The organism is Streptomyces echinatus, assembly GCF_014203595.1.
Taxonomy (GTDB): Bacteria; Actinomycetota; Actinomycetes; order Streptomycetales; family Streptomycetaceae; genus Streptomyces; species Streptomyces echinatus.
Window position 1 is genome coordinate 40,895 of the sequence record NZ_JACHJK010000005.1, and the last position, 13,194, is coordinate 54,088.

The following is a 13,194-nucleotide window of genomic DNA, read 5'->3' on the forward strand; positions in this document are numbered from 1 at the left end:
CCCGGCAGAACCTCGTTTGCCCGTTATGAAGACGGTCCCGGACGAAACCGGACCGGGCCCCGCCGGACCCGTGAAACCGCGCCGAGCGGCCCCGCGCTGGGACCGGTCAGCCGGTGCAGCCGCAGCTCGTGCGCAGCACCAGCCGCGAGGGGAAGGTCTTCAGCCGCTCGCGCCGCGACCCGGCGATCCGCAGCCCGTCGTCCAGCACCAGGTCGACCGCCGCCCGCGCCATCGCCGAGCGGTCCGAGGCGACCGTGGTCAGCGGTGGGTCGGCGAGCGCGGCCTCCTTGATGTCGTCGAACCCGGCCACGCCCAGCTGCCCGGGCACGTCGATGCGCAGCTCGCGCGCCGCCCGCAGCAGACCGATCGCCTGGTCGTCGGTGGAACAGAAGACCGCGGGCGGCCGGTTCGGGCCGGAGAGGACATCCAGGGCCACGCGATAGGCGTCGTAGCGGTTGTACGGCGCCTCGAACAGCCGGCCCTCGGTGGGCAGGCCCGCCTCGGCCATGGCCCGCTTCCAGCCCTCGACGTGGTCGGAGACCGGGTCGCCGACGGCCGGAGTCTCCGCCGTGCCGCCCATACAGGCGACGTACTCGTAGCCGTGCTCCAGCAGGTGGCGCACGGCGAGCTGGGCGCCGCCCAGGTCGTCCGTCACCACGGCCACGTCGTCGATGGCCTCCGGACGCTCGTGCAGCAGCACCACCCGGGCGTCCCAGGCGTCGATCTCGGCCGCGGCGAGGTCGTTCAGCGCGTGGGAGACCAGGATCAGGCCCGAGACGCGCATGCCGAGGAAGGCACGCAGATAGTGGACCTCGCGCTCGCCGATGTAGTCGGTGTTGCCGACCAGGACCATCTTCCCGCGCTCGGAGGCGGCCTGCTCGACCGCGTGCGCCATCTCCCCGAAGAAGGGCTGGCGGGCGTCCGGGATGATCAGCCCTATGAGGTCGGTGCGCCGGGAGGCCATCGCCTGGGCGACCCGGTCGGGGCGGTACCCCAGTTCCTTGATCGCGGCGAGGACACGCTCGCGCGTGGCCGGGGCGACCGGCCGGGGTCCGTTGTTGATGACATAACTGACGACGGCGGTGGAGGTCCCCGCCAGCCGTGCCACGTCATCCCGAGTCACCTTGGCCACGCGCGGAGTCTACGCGGATTGACCGCCTCTGGGCAGGGCGTATCACATGGCGGCCCGGCGAGCGGACCGCCCCGTCCGGGCACCGCCCGCGCGGCTACGCCTCCGCGTGGACCTCGGCGGCGTCCGGGGCGGCGGATGCGTCCGCATCCTCCCGCTTTGCCCGACCGGACCTGCCCTTGGCGTCCTCGGCCGACCGGTCGGCCTTCTCAGGCGTAACGAATCGATAACCGACGTTCCGGACGGTCCCGATCAGCGACTCGTGCTCCGGGCCGAGCTTGGCGCGCAGCCGCCGTACGTGCACGTCGACCGTCCGGGTGCCGCCGAAGTAGTCGTAGCCCCACACCTCCTGCAGCAGCTGGGCACGGGTGAAGACCCGGCCGGGGTGCTGCGCGAGGTATTTGAGCAGCTCGAACTCCTTGAAGGTCAGGTCCAGGACCCGGCCCTTGAGCTTGGCGGAGTAGGTCGCCTCGTCCACCGACAGGTCGCCGTTGCGGATCTCCATGGGGGAGTCGTCGTTGACGATCTGCTGCCGGCCCATGGCGAGCCGCAGCCGTGCCTCCACCTCCGCGGGACCCGCGGTGTCGAGGAGGACGTCGTCGATGCCCCAGTCGGCGGTGACGGCGGCGAGGCCGCCCTCCGTGACGACGAGGACCAGCGGACAGCCGGGACCGGTGGACCGCAGCAGCTGACAGAGGCTGCGCACCTGGGGCAGGTCGCGCCGGCCGTCCACCAGGATCACGTCGGCACCGGGGGTGTCGACCAGGGCGGGCCCCTCCGCCGGGGCCACCCGCACGTTGTGCAGGAGCAGGCCGAGGGCCGGGAGGACCTCCGTCGACGGCTGGAGGGCGTTGGTCAGGAGCAGCAGAGAACTCATACGTCGGTTCCTCCTCGGTCCCTGCGAGGACTGTGCGGACGGGTACTGCTCTGCGATCCCGGGGCCCCGTACACCGGCGGTCACCTGAGGTTTCCCACTGTGTATACAACGCTTCCGAAAGCACAAAAGGACCCGGGGGCTACGCTGCCCGAGTCCTCTGCCCAGCAGAATAGCCCACATGAGCAACGGTCCGGCAGGTCATGTGGCGCGTTCCACCGTTCGTCCGAATCGCGAGACAGGCAGACAGGGCCCTATACGGACGTTCCTGCACACCGCGGACGGAATTCCGGTCGATTCCGTATACGATCCGGGCCCCGTCGTATACGAAGCAGCATCGCCCGCTCCGGAAGCCTCCGCTTTCCCCTCCGGCGGCCTGGTGTTCGTCATCGCCCACGGCTTCACCGGGGACGTGGACCGGCCACACGTACGACGGGTGGCCGGCGTACTGCGCGGTTACGGCGCGGTCGTCACCTTCTCCTTCCGCGGCCACGGACGCTCCGGCGGCCGGTCCACGGTCGGTGACAAGGAGGTGCTGGACCTCGCCGCCGCCGTCGAGTGGGCCCGCGGCCTCGGGCATGCGCGCGTGGTCACCGTCGGCTTCTCCATGGGCGGCTCGGTGGTCCTGCGGCACGCGGCCCTGCGCCCCGGCACGGTCGACGCGGTGGTCTCGGTGAGCTCGCCGGCCCGCTGGTACTACCGGGGCACGGCCCCCATGCGCCGCCTGCACTGGCTGGTCACCCGCCCCGGGGGCCGCCTGGTGAGCCGCTACGGCCTGCGCACCCGCATCCACCACCGCGACTGGGACCCGGTGCCCCTGTCGCCGGTGGAGGCGGTCCCCGGGCTGGCCCCGACCCCGCTCCTCCTCGTGCACGGCGACCGCGACGGCTACTTCCCGCTCGACCATCCCCGGATGCTCGCCGAGGCGGCCGGCGACCACGGCGAACTCTGGGTCGAACCGGGCATGGGCCACGCGGAGCACGCGGCGGACGACGCCCTGATGGCCCGGATCGGGGACTGGGCGGTGTCGGCGGCGGGCTAGCCTGAGCCCACACAGACTTACCGTCCCTGCCGTCGATTGAGGATCGAGATGCCCAAGGTCACGGTGCGCTACTGGGCCGCCGCGAAGGCCGCGGCCCAGGTCGCCGAGGAGCCGTACGAGGCGGACACGCTGGCCGGCGCGCTGGCCGCCGTGCGCGAGCGCCACCCCGGTGAACTCACGCGCGTGCTGCAGCGCTGCTCCTTCCTCGTCGACGGCGACCCCGTCGGGACCCGCGCGCATGAGACGGTACGGCTGGCCGAGGGCGGCACGGTCGAGGTGCTCCCGCCGTTCGCAGGAGGGTGAGCGATGACCGATCAGCCGTACCAGGGCGGCCCGTACGAGGGCTACGACCCCTACCAGCAGCAGCACTGGCCCGGCCATGAGCAGCAGTACGGGCAGCAGCCCGGCCACGACGCCGAGCTGACCCAGCAGTGGCAGGGCCAGACCTGGGAGACGCAGACCCACGCCCCGGTGCAGGCGCCGGAGACGGCATACCTGCCGCGGCAGGAACAGCAGCAGTACCAGCAGCAGCCCTCCCCTCAGGAGCAGCAGTACCAGCCGCAGCCGTACCAGTCGCAGCAGTTCCAGGAGGAGCACCACCAGCAGCCGCAGTACCGGCAGGAGCACCTCCAGCGGCCTCAGCAGTACCAGCAGGAGCAGTCCCAGCAGCCTCAGCAGCCGGCGGGGACGTACGGGCACGGGACGTACGCGCCGGAGCCGTACGCCACCGAGCCGTACGCCACCGAGCCGTACGCACCCGCTCCGGCACCGGCGCCGGCGGCCGAACCGGAGGAGCCGGCGCATCCGGCGGCACCGGCCGGTGACTCCGCCGGGCCCGCCTACGGCCCCGCCACCATCGCCGGCAACGCGCGGATCACCGATGCCCAGCGGGCGCGCCTGGAGGGCCGCTCCCCGGTCATCGAGCCGGGCATGCAGCCCGCCGCGCTCACCGCGCTGCTGGGCCTGCTGCTGGCCGCGGCGGCGCCCGTCGCCTCGTACGCCCTCGTCGTGCCGCTGGTGCTGCTCCAGGCGGTCACGGCCGCGGGCTGGTTCCGGCTGAACGGCATGTGGCCCGCCCGGCAGGGCATCGCGCTGGCCTTCGCGGGCGCGCTGACGGCCGACGTGGCGGTCCTGGCGGCCGGCCGCGACCACGCCCTGGTGGCCATCCTCGGTTCGCTCGGCCTCTGGGTCCTGCTGTCCCTGGTCCTCCAGCTGCGCTCGCACGCCTCCCCGGACGAGCGCATGTACGGCCTGATGGCGACGGTCGCCTCCGCGGCGCTCGCGGTCATGGCGACGGGCTTCCTGGCCGCCGACCCGCACGCGGTGTCGGTCGGCGCGGCGGCCGTGGCGGTCGCCGTCCTCGCCCGGGCCCTGCCCCTGCCGACCCCGGCGTCGGTCGTGGTCGCGCTGCTGGCCGCGGCGGGCGCGGGCATCGCCGTGGGCGGGATGACCGGCTACGACACGAAGGGCGCCGCCATCGGCGCGGCGGCGGGTGTCTGCGCGCTCATCGGCCACCGGGTGGCGAGCTACGACTACCCCTCCCGCTTCGTCCACTTCACAGCGGGCGTGGCCCTCCCCCTGTCGGCGGCGGCCCCCGTCGCCTGGATCCTGGGCCGGGCCCTGGGCTGACCCCCGCCTCCCCCCTCCGGCGGGGGCGGGGATTGGCAAGACAGCCGAAGGGCCGTATCCCCAGTGGCGTCCAACCCGGGGGATACGGCCCTTCGGCTCGTCACTGAGCCCTCGTGGCCCGCTCAGACCGCGATCGCGACCTCGGCGAGCCCGCCCTGCTGGGCGACGACCGTGCGGTCGGCGGTGCCGCCGGGCACCAGCGCCCGGACGGTCCACGTGCCCTCGGCCGCGTAGAAGCGGAACTGGCCGGTCGCGGAGGTGGGGACCTCCGCGGTGAACTCGCCGGTCGAGTCGAGGAGACGGACGTAGCCCGTCACCGGCTCGCCGTCGCGGGTCACCTGGCCCTGGATCGTGGTCTCACCGGGCTTGATCGTCGAGGCGTCCGGGCCGCCGGCCTTAGCTCCGCACATGCTGTTTCTCCAGAGGGGTCTGACCGGGAGGTCGGTCGGATGGGTGGGTGAGGGCTTACTTGTTCGCGCCGAGCTCGATCGGCACGCCGACGAGGGAGCCGTACTCGGTCCAGGAGCCGTCGTAGTTCTTGACGTTCTCCACGCCGAGCAGCTCGTGCAGCACGAACCAGGTCAGGGCCGAGCGCTCACCGATGCGGCAGTAGGCGATCGTGTCCTTGGCCAGGTCGACGCTCTCCTCGGCGTAGAGCTCCTTGAGCTCCTCGTCCGACTTGAAGGTGCCGTCGTCGTTGGCGTTCTTCGACCACGGGATGTTGCGGGCGCTCGGCACGTGCCCCGGGCGCTGCGACTGCTCCTGCGGCAGGTGGGCCGGCGCGAGCAGCTTGCCGGAGAACTCGTCGGGCGAGCGGACGTCGACGAGGTTCTGCGAGCCGATGGCCGCCACGACGTCGTCGCGGAAGGCGCGGATCGAGGCGTCCTGCGGCTTGGCCTTGTAGTCGGTGGCCGGGCGCTCGGGAACGTCGTCGCCGTCGACCAGCTCGCGGGCGTCCAGCTCCCACTTCTTGCGGCCGCCGTCGAGGAGCTTGACGCTCTCGTGGCCGTACAGCTTGAAGTACCAGTAGGCGTACGACGCGAACCAGTTGTTGTTGCCGCCGTAGAGGATCACCAGCGTGTCGTTGGCGATGCCCTTCTTCGACAGGAGCTTCTCGAAGCCCTCCTGGTCGATGAAGTCGCGGCGGACCGGGTCCTGGAGATCCTTGGTCCAGTCGATGCGGATCGCGTTCTTGATGTGGTTCTTCTCGTAGGCGGACGTGTCCTCGTCCACCTCGACGATGGCGATGTTCTCGTCGTCCAGGTGGTCCTGCAGCCAGTCGGCGTCGACCAGGACGTCGCTGCGGCTCATGCTCTTTCTCCTCCGGGGCAGTCGCGGCGGGGCGTGCGAAGTAGAGAGGGGCGCGTGCTCGGTGGCCGAGCGGCGCACGGGTGCCCTGACGACAGGGCTGGGGTGAGACGCGGGAGCCGGAGCTTCCGCTCAGAAGGGGCGACAGAGCATGGCGGCAACGCGGCACAGGTCCACTGCCCGCCGCTTCGTGAGATCCGCCTGTCGCTTCATGGCCTCGATCGTAGGGACGTACGGGCGGACATGTCACCGGTGTGTCATATGGCGAGATGCGATCGTCCGAATGGTGGTACGCAAAGAGCGCCCGGGCATCCCTCGCGGGACCTCCGGGCGCTCGACAGGTCATGCATCTACGCTGCGGACGAGATCGTCTCGCCAGTCGGACATCGGGTGTCCATACCGGCTCTTACCGGTCCCTACCCCGCCAGCCGCACGCCGGAACCCTTCACGCTGATCTCCACGCCGTCCGGCGCGGCCTGCACCTTGTCCAGCTTGATGCCGCCGGGCAGCTGGTCGATGGCCTGCTGGAAGTCGGTGATCGTGCGGATGCGGTCCTCGGCGATCGCGGCGCTGCCCAGCTTCGGCAGGGAGTCCGCGTGGACCTCGACCTTGTCGTTCACCACGGTCACCGAGCTGAGCACGGACACCGTCTGCTTGATCCCCAGCGCCGACACGGTGCCCTCCACCGCGACCTTGATCTTCCCGTTGCCGCCGTCCGAGAGGCCGACGACCTTGGCCATGATCCCGGGGGCGACCTCGGTCGGTTCGGACCGGGCGGTCTTCAGCAGCTCGTCGTAGGAGACCATCGCGGTGCCGGTCGCGGTGGCCGCGGTGGCGGAGCTGTAGTCGCCGGAGAACTCGACGCCCTTCATGTCGGCCTTGAGGTTGTCGACCCGGATGGTCTGGCCGGGCTTGCCCGTCGCCGCCTCGTAGTCGTCGATGCCGACCTCGACGTCGTCCAGGGAGCCGCCCGCGACCTGGGTGAGGAAGGGGAAGCCCTTGATGTCCACGTCCGGGGTCGAGGCCAGGTTCTCCGTCGACTTCAGCTTGTCCGCGGCCTCACCCTCGGCGAAGTGCACCGCGACCCGGTCCACGACCACGAACAGCGCGCCCAGGATCACGACGACGATCAGCAGTATTCGCAGGGCTCGCATGAGGTGGTTTCCCCCGGGTCGGTGACGGATTCAGGAGTCCGGAACGGATACGCCACGGTAACCCTGCGGGACCCGGCCGAACGTAAATTGTGGATCAGTTGTGACAGGCGCCGCCGGCCCTACCCTGGAACCATGTACGCCCGGCGACGGCACCTCTACTTCGCCATGATGGGGACCTGCATCGGCCTCTTCGTCCTGGCGTGGGCGGTCGTGCGCATCTGGTCCGTGCCGGCCGCCGTGGGGCTGTGCGTCGTGGCCATGATCATCCCGCCGGTCGCCGCGATGGTCGCCAACCGGCGGGGCCCGGACGACCGCTGGTGGGACGACCCCTCCGGCGACCCGCAGTCGGACGAGTGGTGGGACGAGCTGGACGGCAAGAAGCGTCCGAGGCAGTGACCGCGTTCCGGGGCGGTCAGTAGACGAGCGCCTGTGTCTCGTCCCCCAGCGCCTCCTGCACGAAGACCTGCGCGCCCGCGATCCGCACGCCCTCGATGACGTCCTTCTCCGTGATCTCCCGGCGGGCGGCGCACTGCGTGCACAGCGTGATGCGCCCGGCGGCCAGGACCGACTCGATCAGGTCCGGCAGCGGGGCCGCGTGGGGCAGCTCGAACTCGGCGGCCCGGCCCGGCAGCGCGAACCAGGACGACTCGCCGGTGAGCCACAGAGAGACCTCCACCCCGCTGGCCACGGCCACCGCGGCCACCGTGAACGCCTGGGAGCAGCGTTCGGGGGCGTCCGCCCCCGCCGTCACCTTGATCACGAGCTTCTTCGCCATACCCGAATCGTAATCCGCTTGGCTACATCTGCATGTGCATGCCACGCGTCGCCTGCGGGGCGCGGACGAGGAAGCCGCGTCGCGGCCCGCGGCTGGAGCACCCCGGACGGCACCCGCACCCGCACCCGGAACCAGCTGCTCCAGTTCGGCACCGCCGCCGTGATCACGCCGTCCCGGAAGGGCGGTGTGGGCGCCGTCCCGTTCCGGCAGACCGAGCTGGTCACCTGAGCGGACCTCGCCGGGAGGCCCCGGCCCCGGCCGCGTAAGCTGGGCTGCGGCTCTGTCGTATGCCCACCCTCGCTCAAGGAGCACCCGTGGAGATCTTCTTCGAAACCCTGCTGGTCCTGGTCTGCGTCGGCGTGCTCGCCTTCGCCGGTCTGACCGTGAAGAAGCTGTACCAGGGCCAGCGCTGACCCCGAACCAGGAAAGCTTCCGCTCATGATCGAGATCCCGTCCGACCTGCACAAGGACCTCGTCCCCCTCGCCTTCCTGCTCGGCAACTGGGCCGGCGCGGGCGTGCACGACTTCCCCGGCTCGGAGAAGTGCAACTTCGGGCAGGAGGTCACCTTCGGCCACGACGGCCGGGACTTCCTGGAGTACCACTCCCGCACCTGGGTGCTGGACGAGAACGGCAACAAGGTCCGCCCGCTGGAGACGGAGTCCGGCTTCTGGCGGATCGACGCCGACCGCAAGGTCGAGGTGACGATGACCCGCGACGACGGTGTCATCGAGATCTGGTACGGCGAGATGGCCGACAAGAAGCCGCAGATCGACCTGGTGACCGACGCCGTCGCCCGCACCGCCGCCTCCCAGCCGTACAGCGGCGGCAAGCGGCTGTACGGCTACGTGAAGAGCGACCTCATGTGGGTCGGGGAGAAGCAGACCCCCGAGGTCCCCCTGCGCCCCTACATGTCGGCCCAGCTCAAGAAGGTCGTCACCCCCGAGGACGTCGAGCGCTGGGCCAAGGCCCTGCCGGACGACATGCCGGACGACGGCATCGCCTTCTTCAAGTAGTCCTAGACTCGTCGGTGTGGTGAGCACCGACTGGAAGAGCGACCTCAGGCAGCGCGGCTACCGACTGACGCCGCAGCGGCAGCTTGTGCTCGAAGCTGTCGACGCCCTCGAACACGCGACCCCCGACGACATCCTCGTGGAAGTGAGGAAGACGGCGTCGGGGGTCAACATTTCCACGGTCTACCGGACGCTGGAGCTGCTGGAGGAGCTGGGTCTGGTCAGCCACGCCCACCTCGGGCACGGCGCGCCCACCTACCACCTGGCCGACCGCCACCACCATCTGCACCTGGTCTGCCGGGACTGCGAGGACGTCATCGAGGCGGACATGGAGGTGGCCGCGGAGTTCACGGCCAAGCTGCGCCGGCAGTTCGGGTTCGACACCGACATGAAGCACTTCGCGATCTTCGGCCGGTGCCGGGACTGCTCACTGAAGAGTTCAACTACCACGTCGTAGGCTTGCCGTATGAAGAGCCCACTGCTGTCCCTGCCCGGCGCCGTCCCCGCCGAGGGCGTGGACGAAGGTGTCGCCGCCCATTACGGCGACCTGTTCCGCGAGCAGCGTGCCCTCGCCGACGGCACCGGCTTCGTCGACCTCTCGCACCGCGGTGTCGTCACCGTCACCGGCGAGGACCGGCTGAGCTGGCTGCACCTGCTGCTCACCCAGCACGTCAGCGACCTCCCCGTGGGAGAGGCCACCGAGGCCCTGATCCTCTCCGCGCACGGGCACATCGAGCACGCGCTGTATCTCGTGGACGACGGCACGACCGTGTGGGCGCACGTGGAGCCCGGCACCCAGGACGCGCTGATCGCGTACCTGGAGTCGATGAAGTTCTTCTACCGGGTGGAGGTCGCCGACCGGACCGACGGGTACGCGGTCGTGCACCTGCCCGCCGGATCCATCGCCGAGGTGCCCGAGGGCGTCGTCGTGCGCGAGACGGCGTACGGCCGCGACCTGTTCCTGCCCCGCGCCGACCTGGAGTCCTTCGCCGAGACCCACGGTCCCGCGGCCGGCCTCCTCGCCCACGAGGCGCTGCGCGTGGAGCACCACCGCCCCCGCCTCGGCTTCGAGACCGACCACCGGACCATCCCGCACGAGCTGGGCTGGATCGGCACGGCCGTGCATCTGCAGAAGGGCTGCTACCGGGGTCAGGAGACGGTCGCCCGCGTCCAGAACCTGGGCAAGCCACCGCGCCGCCTGGTCTTCCTCCACCTCGACGGCAGCGAGGTCCATCTGCCGGTGCCGGGCACGGAGATCCGCGTCGCGGACGAGGGCCCGGACGGCCGCAGGATCGGCTTCGTGACGACGTCGGCCCGGCATCACGAGCTGGGCCCGGTGGCCCTGGCGCTGGTGAAGCGGAACGTGCCGGTCGACGCGCGGCTCATGGCCGGGGAGACGGCGGCGGCGCAGGAGGTCGTGGTCGAGCCGTAGCGTCGGGCACGCCCTGCCGGGACGGGTCCGGTGGACCCGTCCCGCTCGTGGCCCGCGTGGCCGGTGGGTCCGTCCCGCTCGTGGCCCGCGTGGCCGGGGGTGCGTGCCGCTCGTGGCCCGCTAGATCTCCAGCAGCACCGTGAACGGGCCGTCGTTCGTCAGCGACACCCGCATCTGCGCGCCGAACCGGCCCGTCGCCACGGTCGCGCCGAGGGCGCGCAGCTGTGCCACCACCTCGTCCACGAGCGGCTCGGCCACGTCTCCCGGGGCCGCCGCGTTCCAGGTCGGGCGGCGGCCCTTGCGGGCGTCGCCATAGAGGGTGAACTGGCTGATCACCAGCAGCGGGGCGGCGATGTCGCTGCACGACCTCTCGTCGTGCAGCATGCGGATCGTCCACAGCTTGCGGGCCAGTTGCGCGGCCTTCTCCTTGGTGTCCTCATGGGTCACCCCGACGAGGACGCACAGCCCCTCGCCCTCGATCGAGCCCACCGTCTCGCCGTCCACGACGACGCTCGCGCCGTCCACCCTCTGCACCACCGCACGCATGCGGACCATCATGCCCGGTGCTCCGCGCCTGCCCACGGGGGGCCCAATATGGATCTGTTACCCACCATCTAGGGCCGTTCGGGGGGACTCGGTCACATTGTGGTCGGTTGGGGTGGCACCATGCTTCCACACGCCGGTCGAGGGGACGGTCACAGGCAGATGAGCACACCGAGTACCAGCGGGCGGCTGGGGACGCACCGGCCGCCCGCGCAACGCGCCGACGGCACCGCGGGCCCGAAGCTGCCCGTCGAGCCTCCCGAGCACGACCTGGCCCGGCTGAGCCTGCCCGAGCTGCGGGTGCTGCGCCGCGACGCCCAGCGTGACGAGGCGGACCTCAGCTATGTGCGGCGGCTGCTGCAGGGCCGGATCGACATCCTGCACGCGGAGCTGGGCCGGCGCGGCCGGGTGTCCGTGCCGGCGCCCGCGGACGGCTCCGTGGTCGACCGGCTCCCGGAGATCCTCCAGGACGCCCCGGCCCGGCAGCGCTCCTCGGCCCGCCATGTCACGCTCGGCACCCCGCACAACGAGGAGTACGGGCGGCTGGCCGCCGAGATGCTCGCCGAGGTCGAGCTGTCGGACCTGACGGCCCGGACGGACCTGGAACTGAGCGCCGCCCTGGGGCGGCTGGTGCGTTACGAGCAGGAGGTCTCGCGGCGCCGGCAGCGGCTGCAGCGTACGGCCGACGACTGCAGCGGGGAGATCGCGCGCCGGTACCGGGTGGGCGAGGCGCAGGTGGACGATCTGCTGACGTGACGGACGAAAGGGCGCCGCCCGGTGAGGCCGACGCCCTGTCCTTCACTGGTTCCTTTCTTCCGGCACGCGCCGATCGCGCCGGCCGCGCCGTTCACGCGGACCGCGCCGATCGCGCCGATGGTCCCTCCGTGCTGTACATCCGTGCTGTGCATCCGTAGCGAGCTGTTCAGTTGTGGCTGTGCGATGTCCGTATGCAGCTGTCGGTGTTCAGTTGTGACTGTGCGGGATGTTCAGTTGTGACTGTGCGCTCCGGTGGCCGTCCCCTGCCCGGACTCCCGGCTCCCCTCCGGAAGGGAGCCCGGTCGGCCAACCACAGGAAAGCTTGACCATGTTGTTCAAGTTGGCGACCAACTTCACTGTACTTATCTCCGCCGGGACGCGACTCATAACCAGCTGTCGGTGAACTGCCGCAAGTTGGCGGGAAGTTGTAGGGTTCGATCGTGGACCCGGAGCACGCCTCCGCCAGTGGACGGACGAGGTCACAGCGGTCCCGTTCGTCCCATCGCGAGATCGCCGACGAACTGCGCAGCCGGATCAGGTCCGGGGTGCTGCGGCCGGGTGAGCGCATGCCCACGCAGGCCAAGCTGGCCGACGAGTTCGGCGTCGAGCGGGGTGCCGTGCGGCAGGCGCTGCGCATCCTGCAGTCGGAGCGGCTGCTCACCGACGTCTCCAAGGGCAGCCCCGCCACGGTGGCGGCCGGTGCGGCGCCGTGGCACCCCCCGGCCGGGCCCGCGGCCCCGCCGGAGCCCACCATGGTGGGCCTGGCCCCGCGGATCGCCGCCGCCTTCGCCGCCCCGCACGTGCGGATCGACGCGCTCTGTCTGACCTCGGTCTCGCTCACGCTGGCGATCGGCGAGCCGCTGCGACAGATCCACGCGGGACGGTTGAAACCAGCCAAGATCGACGTCCGGCTGCTGCTGCCCGGCCGGAACATCGACCTCGCCTTCCCGGCACCGGTGGACGCCGACGACGGTGGCCTGCTGCACCGGCGGTGGCTGGCGCAGCGCAACGCCCAGGGCATGGTGCTGCGGCAGAACCTGCTGGCGCTGTGCACCACGCACGGCATGGACGTACGGGTCTCCTTCCGGGCGCTGCCGTTCACCCCGCCGGTGAAGCTGTACCTGGTCAACGGCGTGGAGGCGCTGTTCGCGTACTACACGCTGGGGCGCCGTGAGCGGGAGATCGAGCACGAGCACGTGGAGCTGTACGACGCCGACGGCACCCGGTCGATGCTGTTCGCCTTCGAGCGGCGGGCCGGGGAGCGGGACGCGGCGTTCGTGGAGCAGTCGCACCTGTGGTTCGACGCGCTGTGGGGGACGATCAGTTCGGATCTGGTGCTGACGCTATAGGGCGGGCCCGGCCAGGAGCACCGCGAGCAGGACCGCGCCGGCGGAGCTGACGGCCGGGCTCTTCGCCTTGATGCCGACGGTGAGCAGCAGCAGGCCGACGATCCCGGCCGCGCCGAACCGCCACTGGACGAGCTGCTCGAAGCCGACGACCAGGACGGCGGAGAGGAGCGCGAGAACAGGCATGGACGTTCC

19 protein-coding genes are annotated in these 13,194 nt (G+C 71.2%); 10 read left to right on the forward strand and 9 right to left on the reverse strand.

All coding sequences use genetic code 11. From position 1 onward, the window contains the following. Nucleotides 1–106 precede the first annotated feature (106 nt). Both FHS34_RS15355 and FHS34_RS15360 read right to left on the reverse strand, forming a co-directional pair. The gene (locus FHS34_RS15355; protein ID WP_184965421.1) at nt 107–1,132 is read right to left on the reverse strand and encodes a LacI family DNA-binding transcriptional regulator; all 1,026 of its coding nucleotides are present in this window, start codon (nt 1,130–1,132) and stop codon (nt 107–109) included. Between the two features lie 94 nt (nt 1,133–1,226). Continuing rightward, a complete protein-coding gene (locus tag FHS34_RS15360) occupies nt 1,227–2,006 on the reverse strand; it encodes a response regulator transcription factor (protein WP_184965423.1) in 780 nt (259 codons plus the stop codon). 178 nt (nt 2,007–2,184) lie between these two features. Here FHS34_RS15360 and FHS34_RS15365 point away from each other — a divergent pair, with 178 nt between their 5' ends. The 3 genes from FHS34_RS15365 to FHS34_RS15375 are packed head-to-tail and all read left to right on the forward strand — an operon-like array spanning nt 2,185 to nt 4,674. Continuing rightward, nucleotides 2,185–3,045, forward strand: a complete 861-nt coding sequence (locus tag FHS34_RS15365; RefSeq protein WP_184965425.1) for an alpha/beta hydrolase family protein — start codon at nt 2,185–2,187, stop codon at nt 3,043–3,045. 48 nt (nt 3,046–3,093) lie between these two features. Then, nucleotides 3,094–3,348 (forward strand): MoaD/ThiS family protein, encoded by a 255-nt coding sequence (locus FHS34_RS15370; protein ID WP_184965427.1) that lies wholly within the window; start codon nt 3,094–3,096, stop codon nt 3,346–3,348. 3 nt (nt 3,349–3,351) lie between these two features. After that, the gene (locus FHS34_RS15375) at nt 3,352–4,674 is read left to right on the forward strand and encodes a hypothetical protein (protein WP_184965429.1); all 1,323 of its coding nucleotides are present in this window, start codon (nt 3,352–3,354) and stop codon (nt 4,672–4,674) included. Between the two features lie 122 nt (nt 4,675–4,796). On the opposite strand, the gene FHS34_RS15380 is transcribed toward FHS34_RS15375, so the two are convergent. The 4 genes from FHS34_RS15380 to FHS34_RS15390 form a co-directional block, all read right to left on the reverse strand. After that, nucleotides 4,797–5,084 (reverse strand): DUF1416 domain-containing protein, encoded by a 288-nt coding sequence (locus tag FHS34_RS15380; protein WP_004986406.1) that lies wholly within the window; start codon nt 5,082–5,084, stop codon nt 4,797–4,799. Nucleotides 5,085–5,139: 55 nt separating this feature from the next. Beyond that, the gene (locus FHS34_RS15385) at nt 5,140–5,985 is read right to left on the reverse strand and encodes a sulfurtransferase (protein ID WP_184965431.1); all 846 of its coding nucleotides are present in this window, start codon (nt 5,983–5,985) and stop codon (nt 5,140–5,142) included. Between the two features lie 129 nt (nt 5,986–6,114). Continuing rightward, nucleotides 6,115–6,195 carry an Ms5788A family Cys-rich leader peptide gene (locus FHS34_RS44165; RefSeq protein ID WP_350751515.1) on the reverse strand — a complete coding sequence of 27 codons (81 nt, stop codon included), beginning with the start codon at nt 6,193–6,195 and terminating at the stop codon, nt 6,115–6,117. Nucleotides 6,196–6,398: 203 nt separating this feature from the next. After that, nucleotides 6,399–7,136: an LmeA family phospholipid-binding protein gene (locus FHS34_RS15390; protein WP_184965433.1), complete on the reverse strand. Its 738-nt coding sequence runs from the start codon at nt 7,134–7,136 to the stop codon at nt 6,399–6,401. 132 nt (nt 7,137–7,268) lie between these two features. Between FHS34_RS15390 and FHS34_RS15395 the strand changes: the two genes are divergently transcribed. Beyond that, on the forward strand, nt 7,269–7,532 hold the full coding sequence (locus tag FHS34_RS15395) for a DUF3099 domain-containing protein (RefSeq protein WP_184965434.1): 264 nt from the start codon (nt 7,269–7,271) through the stop codon (nt 7,530–7,532). A gap of 16 nt (nt 7,533–7,548) precedes the next feature. Here the strand turns inward: FHS34_RS15395 and FHS34_RS15400 are convergent, their stop codons facing one another. Beyond that, entirely contained in the window at nt 7,549–7,911 is a 363-nt protein-coding gene (locus FHS34_RS15400; protein WP_184965436.1) for a DsrE family protein, read from the reverse strand. Nucleotides 7,912–7,929: 18 nt separating this feature from the next. Here FHS34_RS15400 and FHS34_RS15405 point away from each other — a divergent pair, with 18 nt between their 5' ends. From FHS34_RS15405 to ygfZ, 4 genes are all read left to right on the forward strand, one after another. Continuing rightward, nucleotides 7,930–8,139, forward strand: a complete 210-nt coding sequence (locus tag FHS34_RS15405) for a hypothetical protein (protein WP_184966391.1) — start codon at nt 7,930–7,932, stop codon at nt 8,137–8,139. A 210-nt stretch (nt 8,140–8,349) separates the two neighbouring features. Next, the gene (locus tag FHS34_RS15410; RefSeq protein WP_184965438.1) at nt 8,350–8,925 is read left to right on the forward strand and encodes a heme-binding beta-barrel domain-containing protein; all 576 of its coding nucleotides are present in this window, start codon (nt 8,350–8,352) and stop codon (nt 8,923–8,925) included. Nucleotides 8,926–8,941: 16 nt separating this feature from the next. Next, nucleotides 8,942–9,379: a Fur family transcriptional regulator gene (locus tag FHS34_RS15415; protein ID WP_184965441.1), complete on the forward strand. Its 438-nt coding sequence runs from the start codon at nt 8,942–8,944 to the stop codon at nt 9,377–9,379. A 9-nt stretch (nt 9,380–9,388) separates the two neighbouring features. After that, nucleotides 9,389–10,354: a CAF17-like 4Fe-4S cluster assembly/insertion protein YgfZ gene (ygfZ, locus tag FHS34_RS15420; RefSeq protein WP_184965443.1), complete on the forward strand. Its 966-nt coding sequence runs from the start codon at nt 9,389–9,391 to the stop codon at nt 10,352–10,354. Nucleotides 10,355–10,474: 120 nt separating this feature from the next. Here ygfZ and dtd read toward each other — a convergent pair whose 3' ends face one another. Continuing rightward, complete coding sequence (gene dtd, locus FHS34_RS15425; protein WP_184965445.1) at nt 10,475–10,900, reverse strand: D-aminoacyl-tRNA deacylase; 426 nt, start codon at nt 10,898–10,900, stop codon at nt 10,475–10,477. A 159-nt stretch (nt 10,901–11,059) separates the two neighbouring features. Between dtd and FHS34_RS15430 the strand changes: the two genes are divergently transcribed. Both FHS34_RS15430 and FHS34_RS15435 read left to right on the forward strand, forming a co-directional pair. Beyond that, nucleotides 11,060–11,653, forward strand: a complete 594-nt coding sequence (locus FHS34_RS15430) for an RsiG family protein (RefSeq protein WP_184965447.1) — start codon at nt 11,060–11,062, stop codon at nt 11,651–11,653. Nucleotides 11,654–12,093: 440 nt separating this feature from the next. Beyond that, a complete protein-coding gene (locus FHS34_RS15435) occupies nt 12,094–13,002 on the forward strand; it encodes a winged helix-turn-helix domain-containing protein (protein ID WP_184965449.1) in 909 nt (302 codons plus the stop codon). On the opposite strand, the gene FHS34_RS15440 is transcribed toward FHS34_RS15435, so the two are convergent. After that, nucleotides 12,997–13,185 (reverse strand): hypothetical protein, encoded by a 189-nt coding sequence (locus FHS34_RS15440; protein WP_184965451.1) that lies wholly within the window; start codon nt 13,183–13,185, stop codon nt 12,997–12,999. The two genes, FHS34_RS15435 and FHS34_RS15440, sit on opposite strands and share 6 nt — an antisense overlap. Nucleotides 13,186–13,194: the final 9 nt, after the last annotated feature.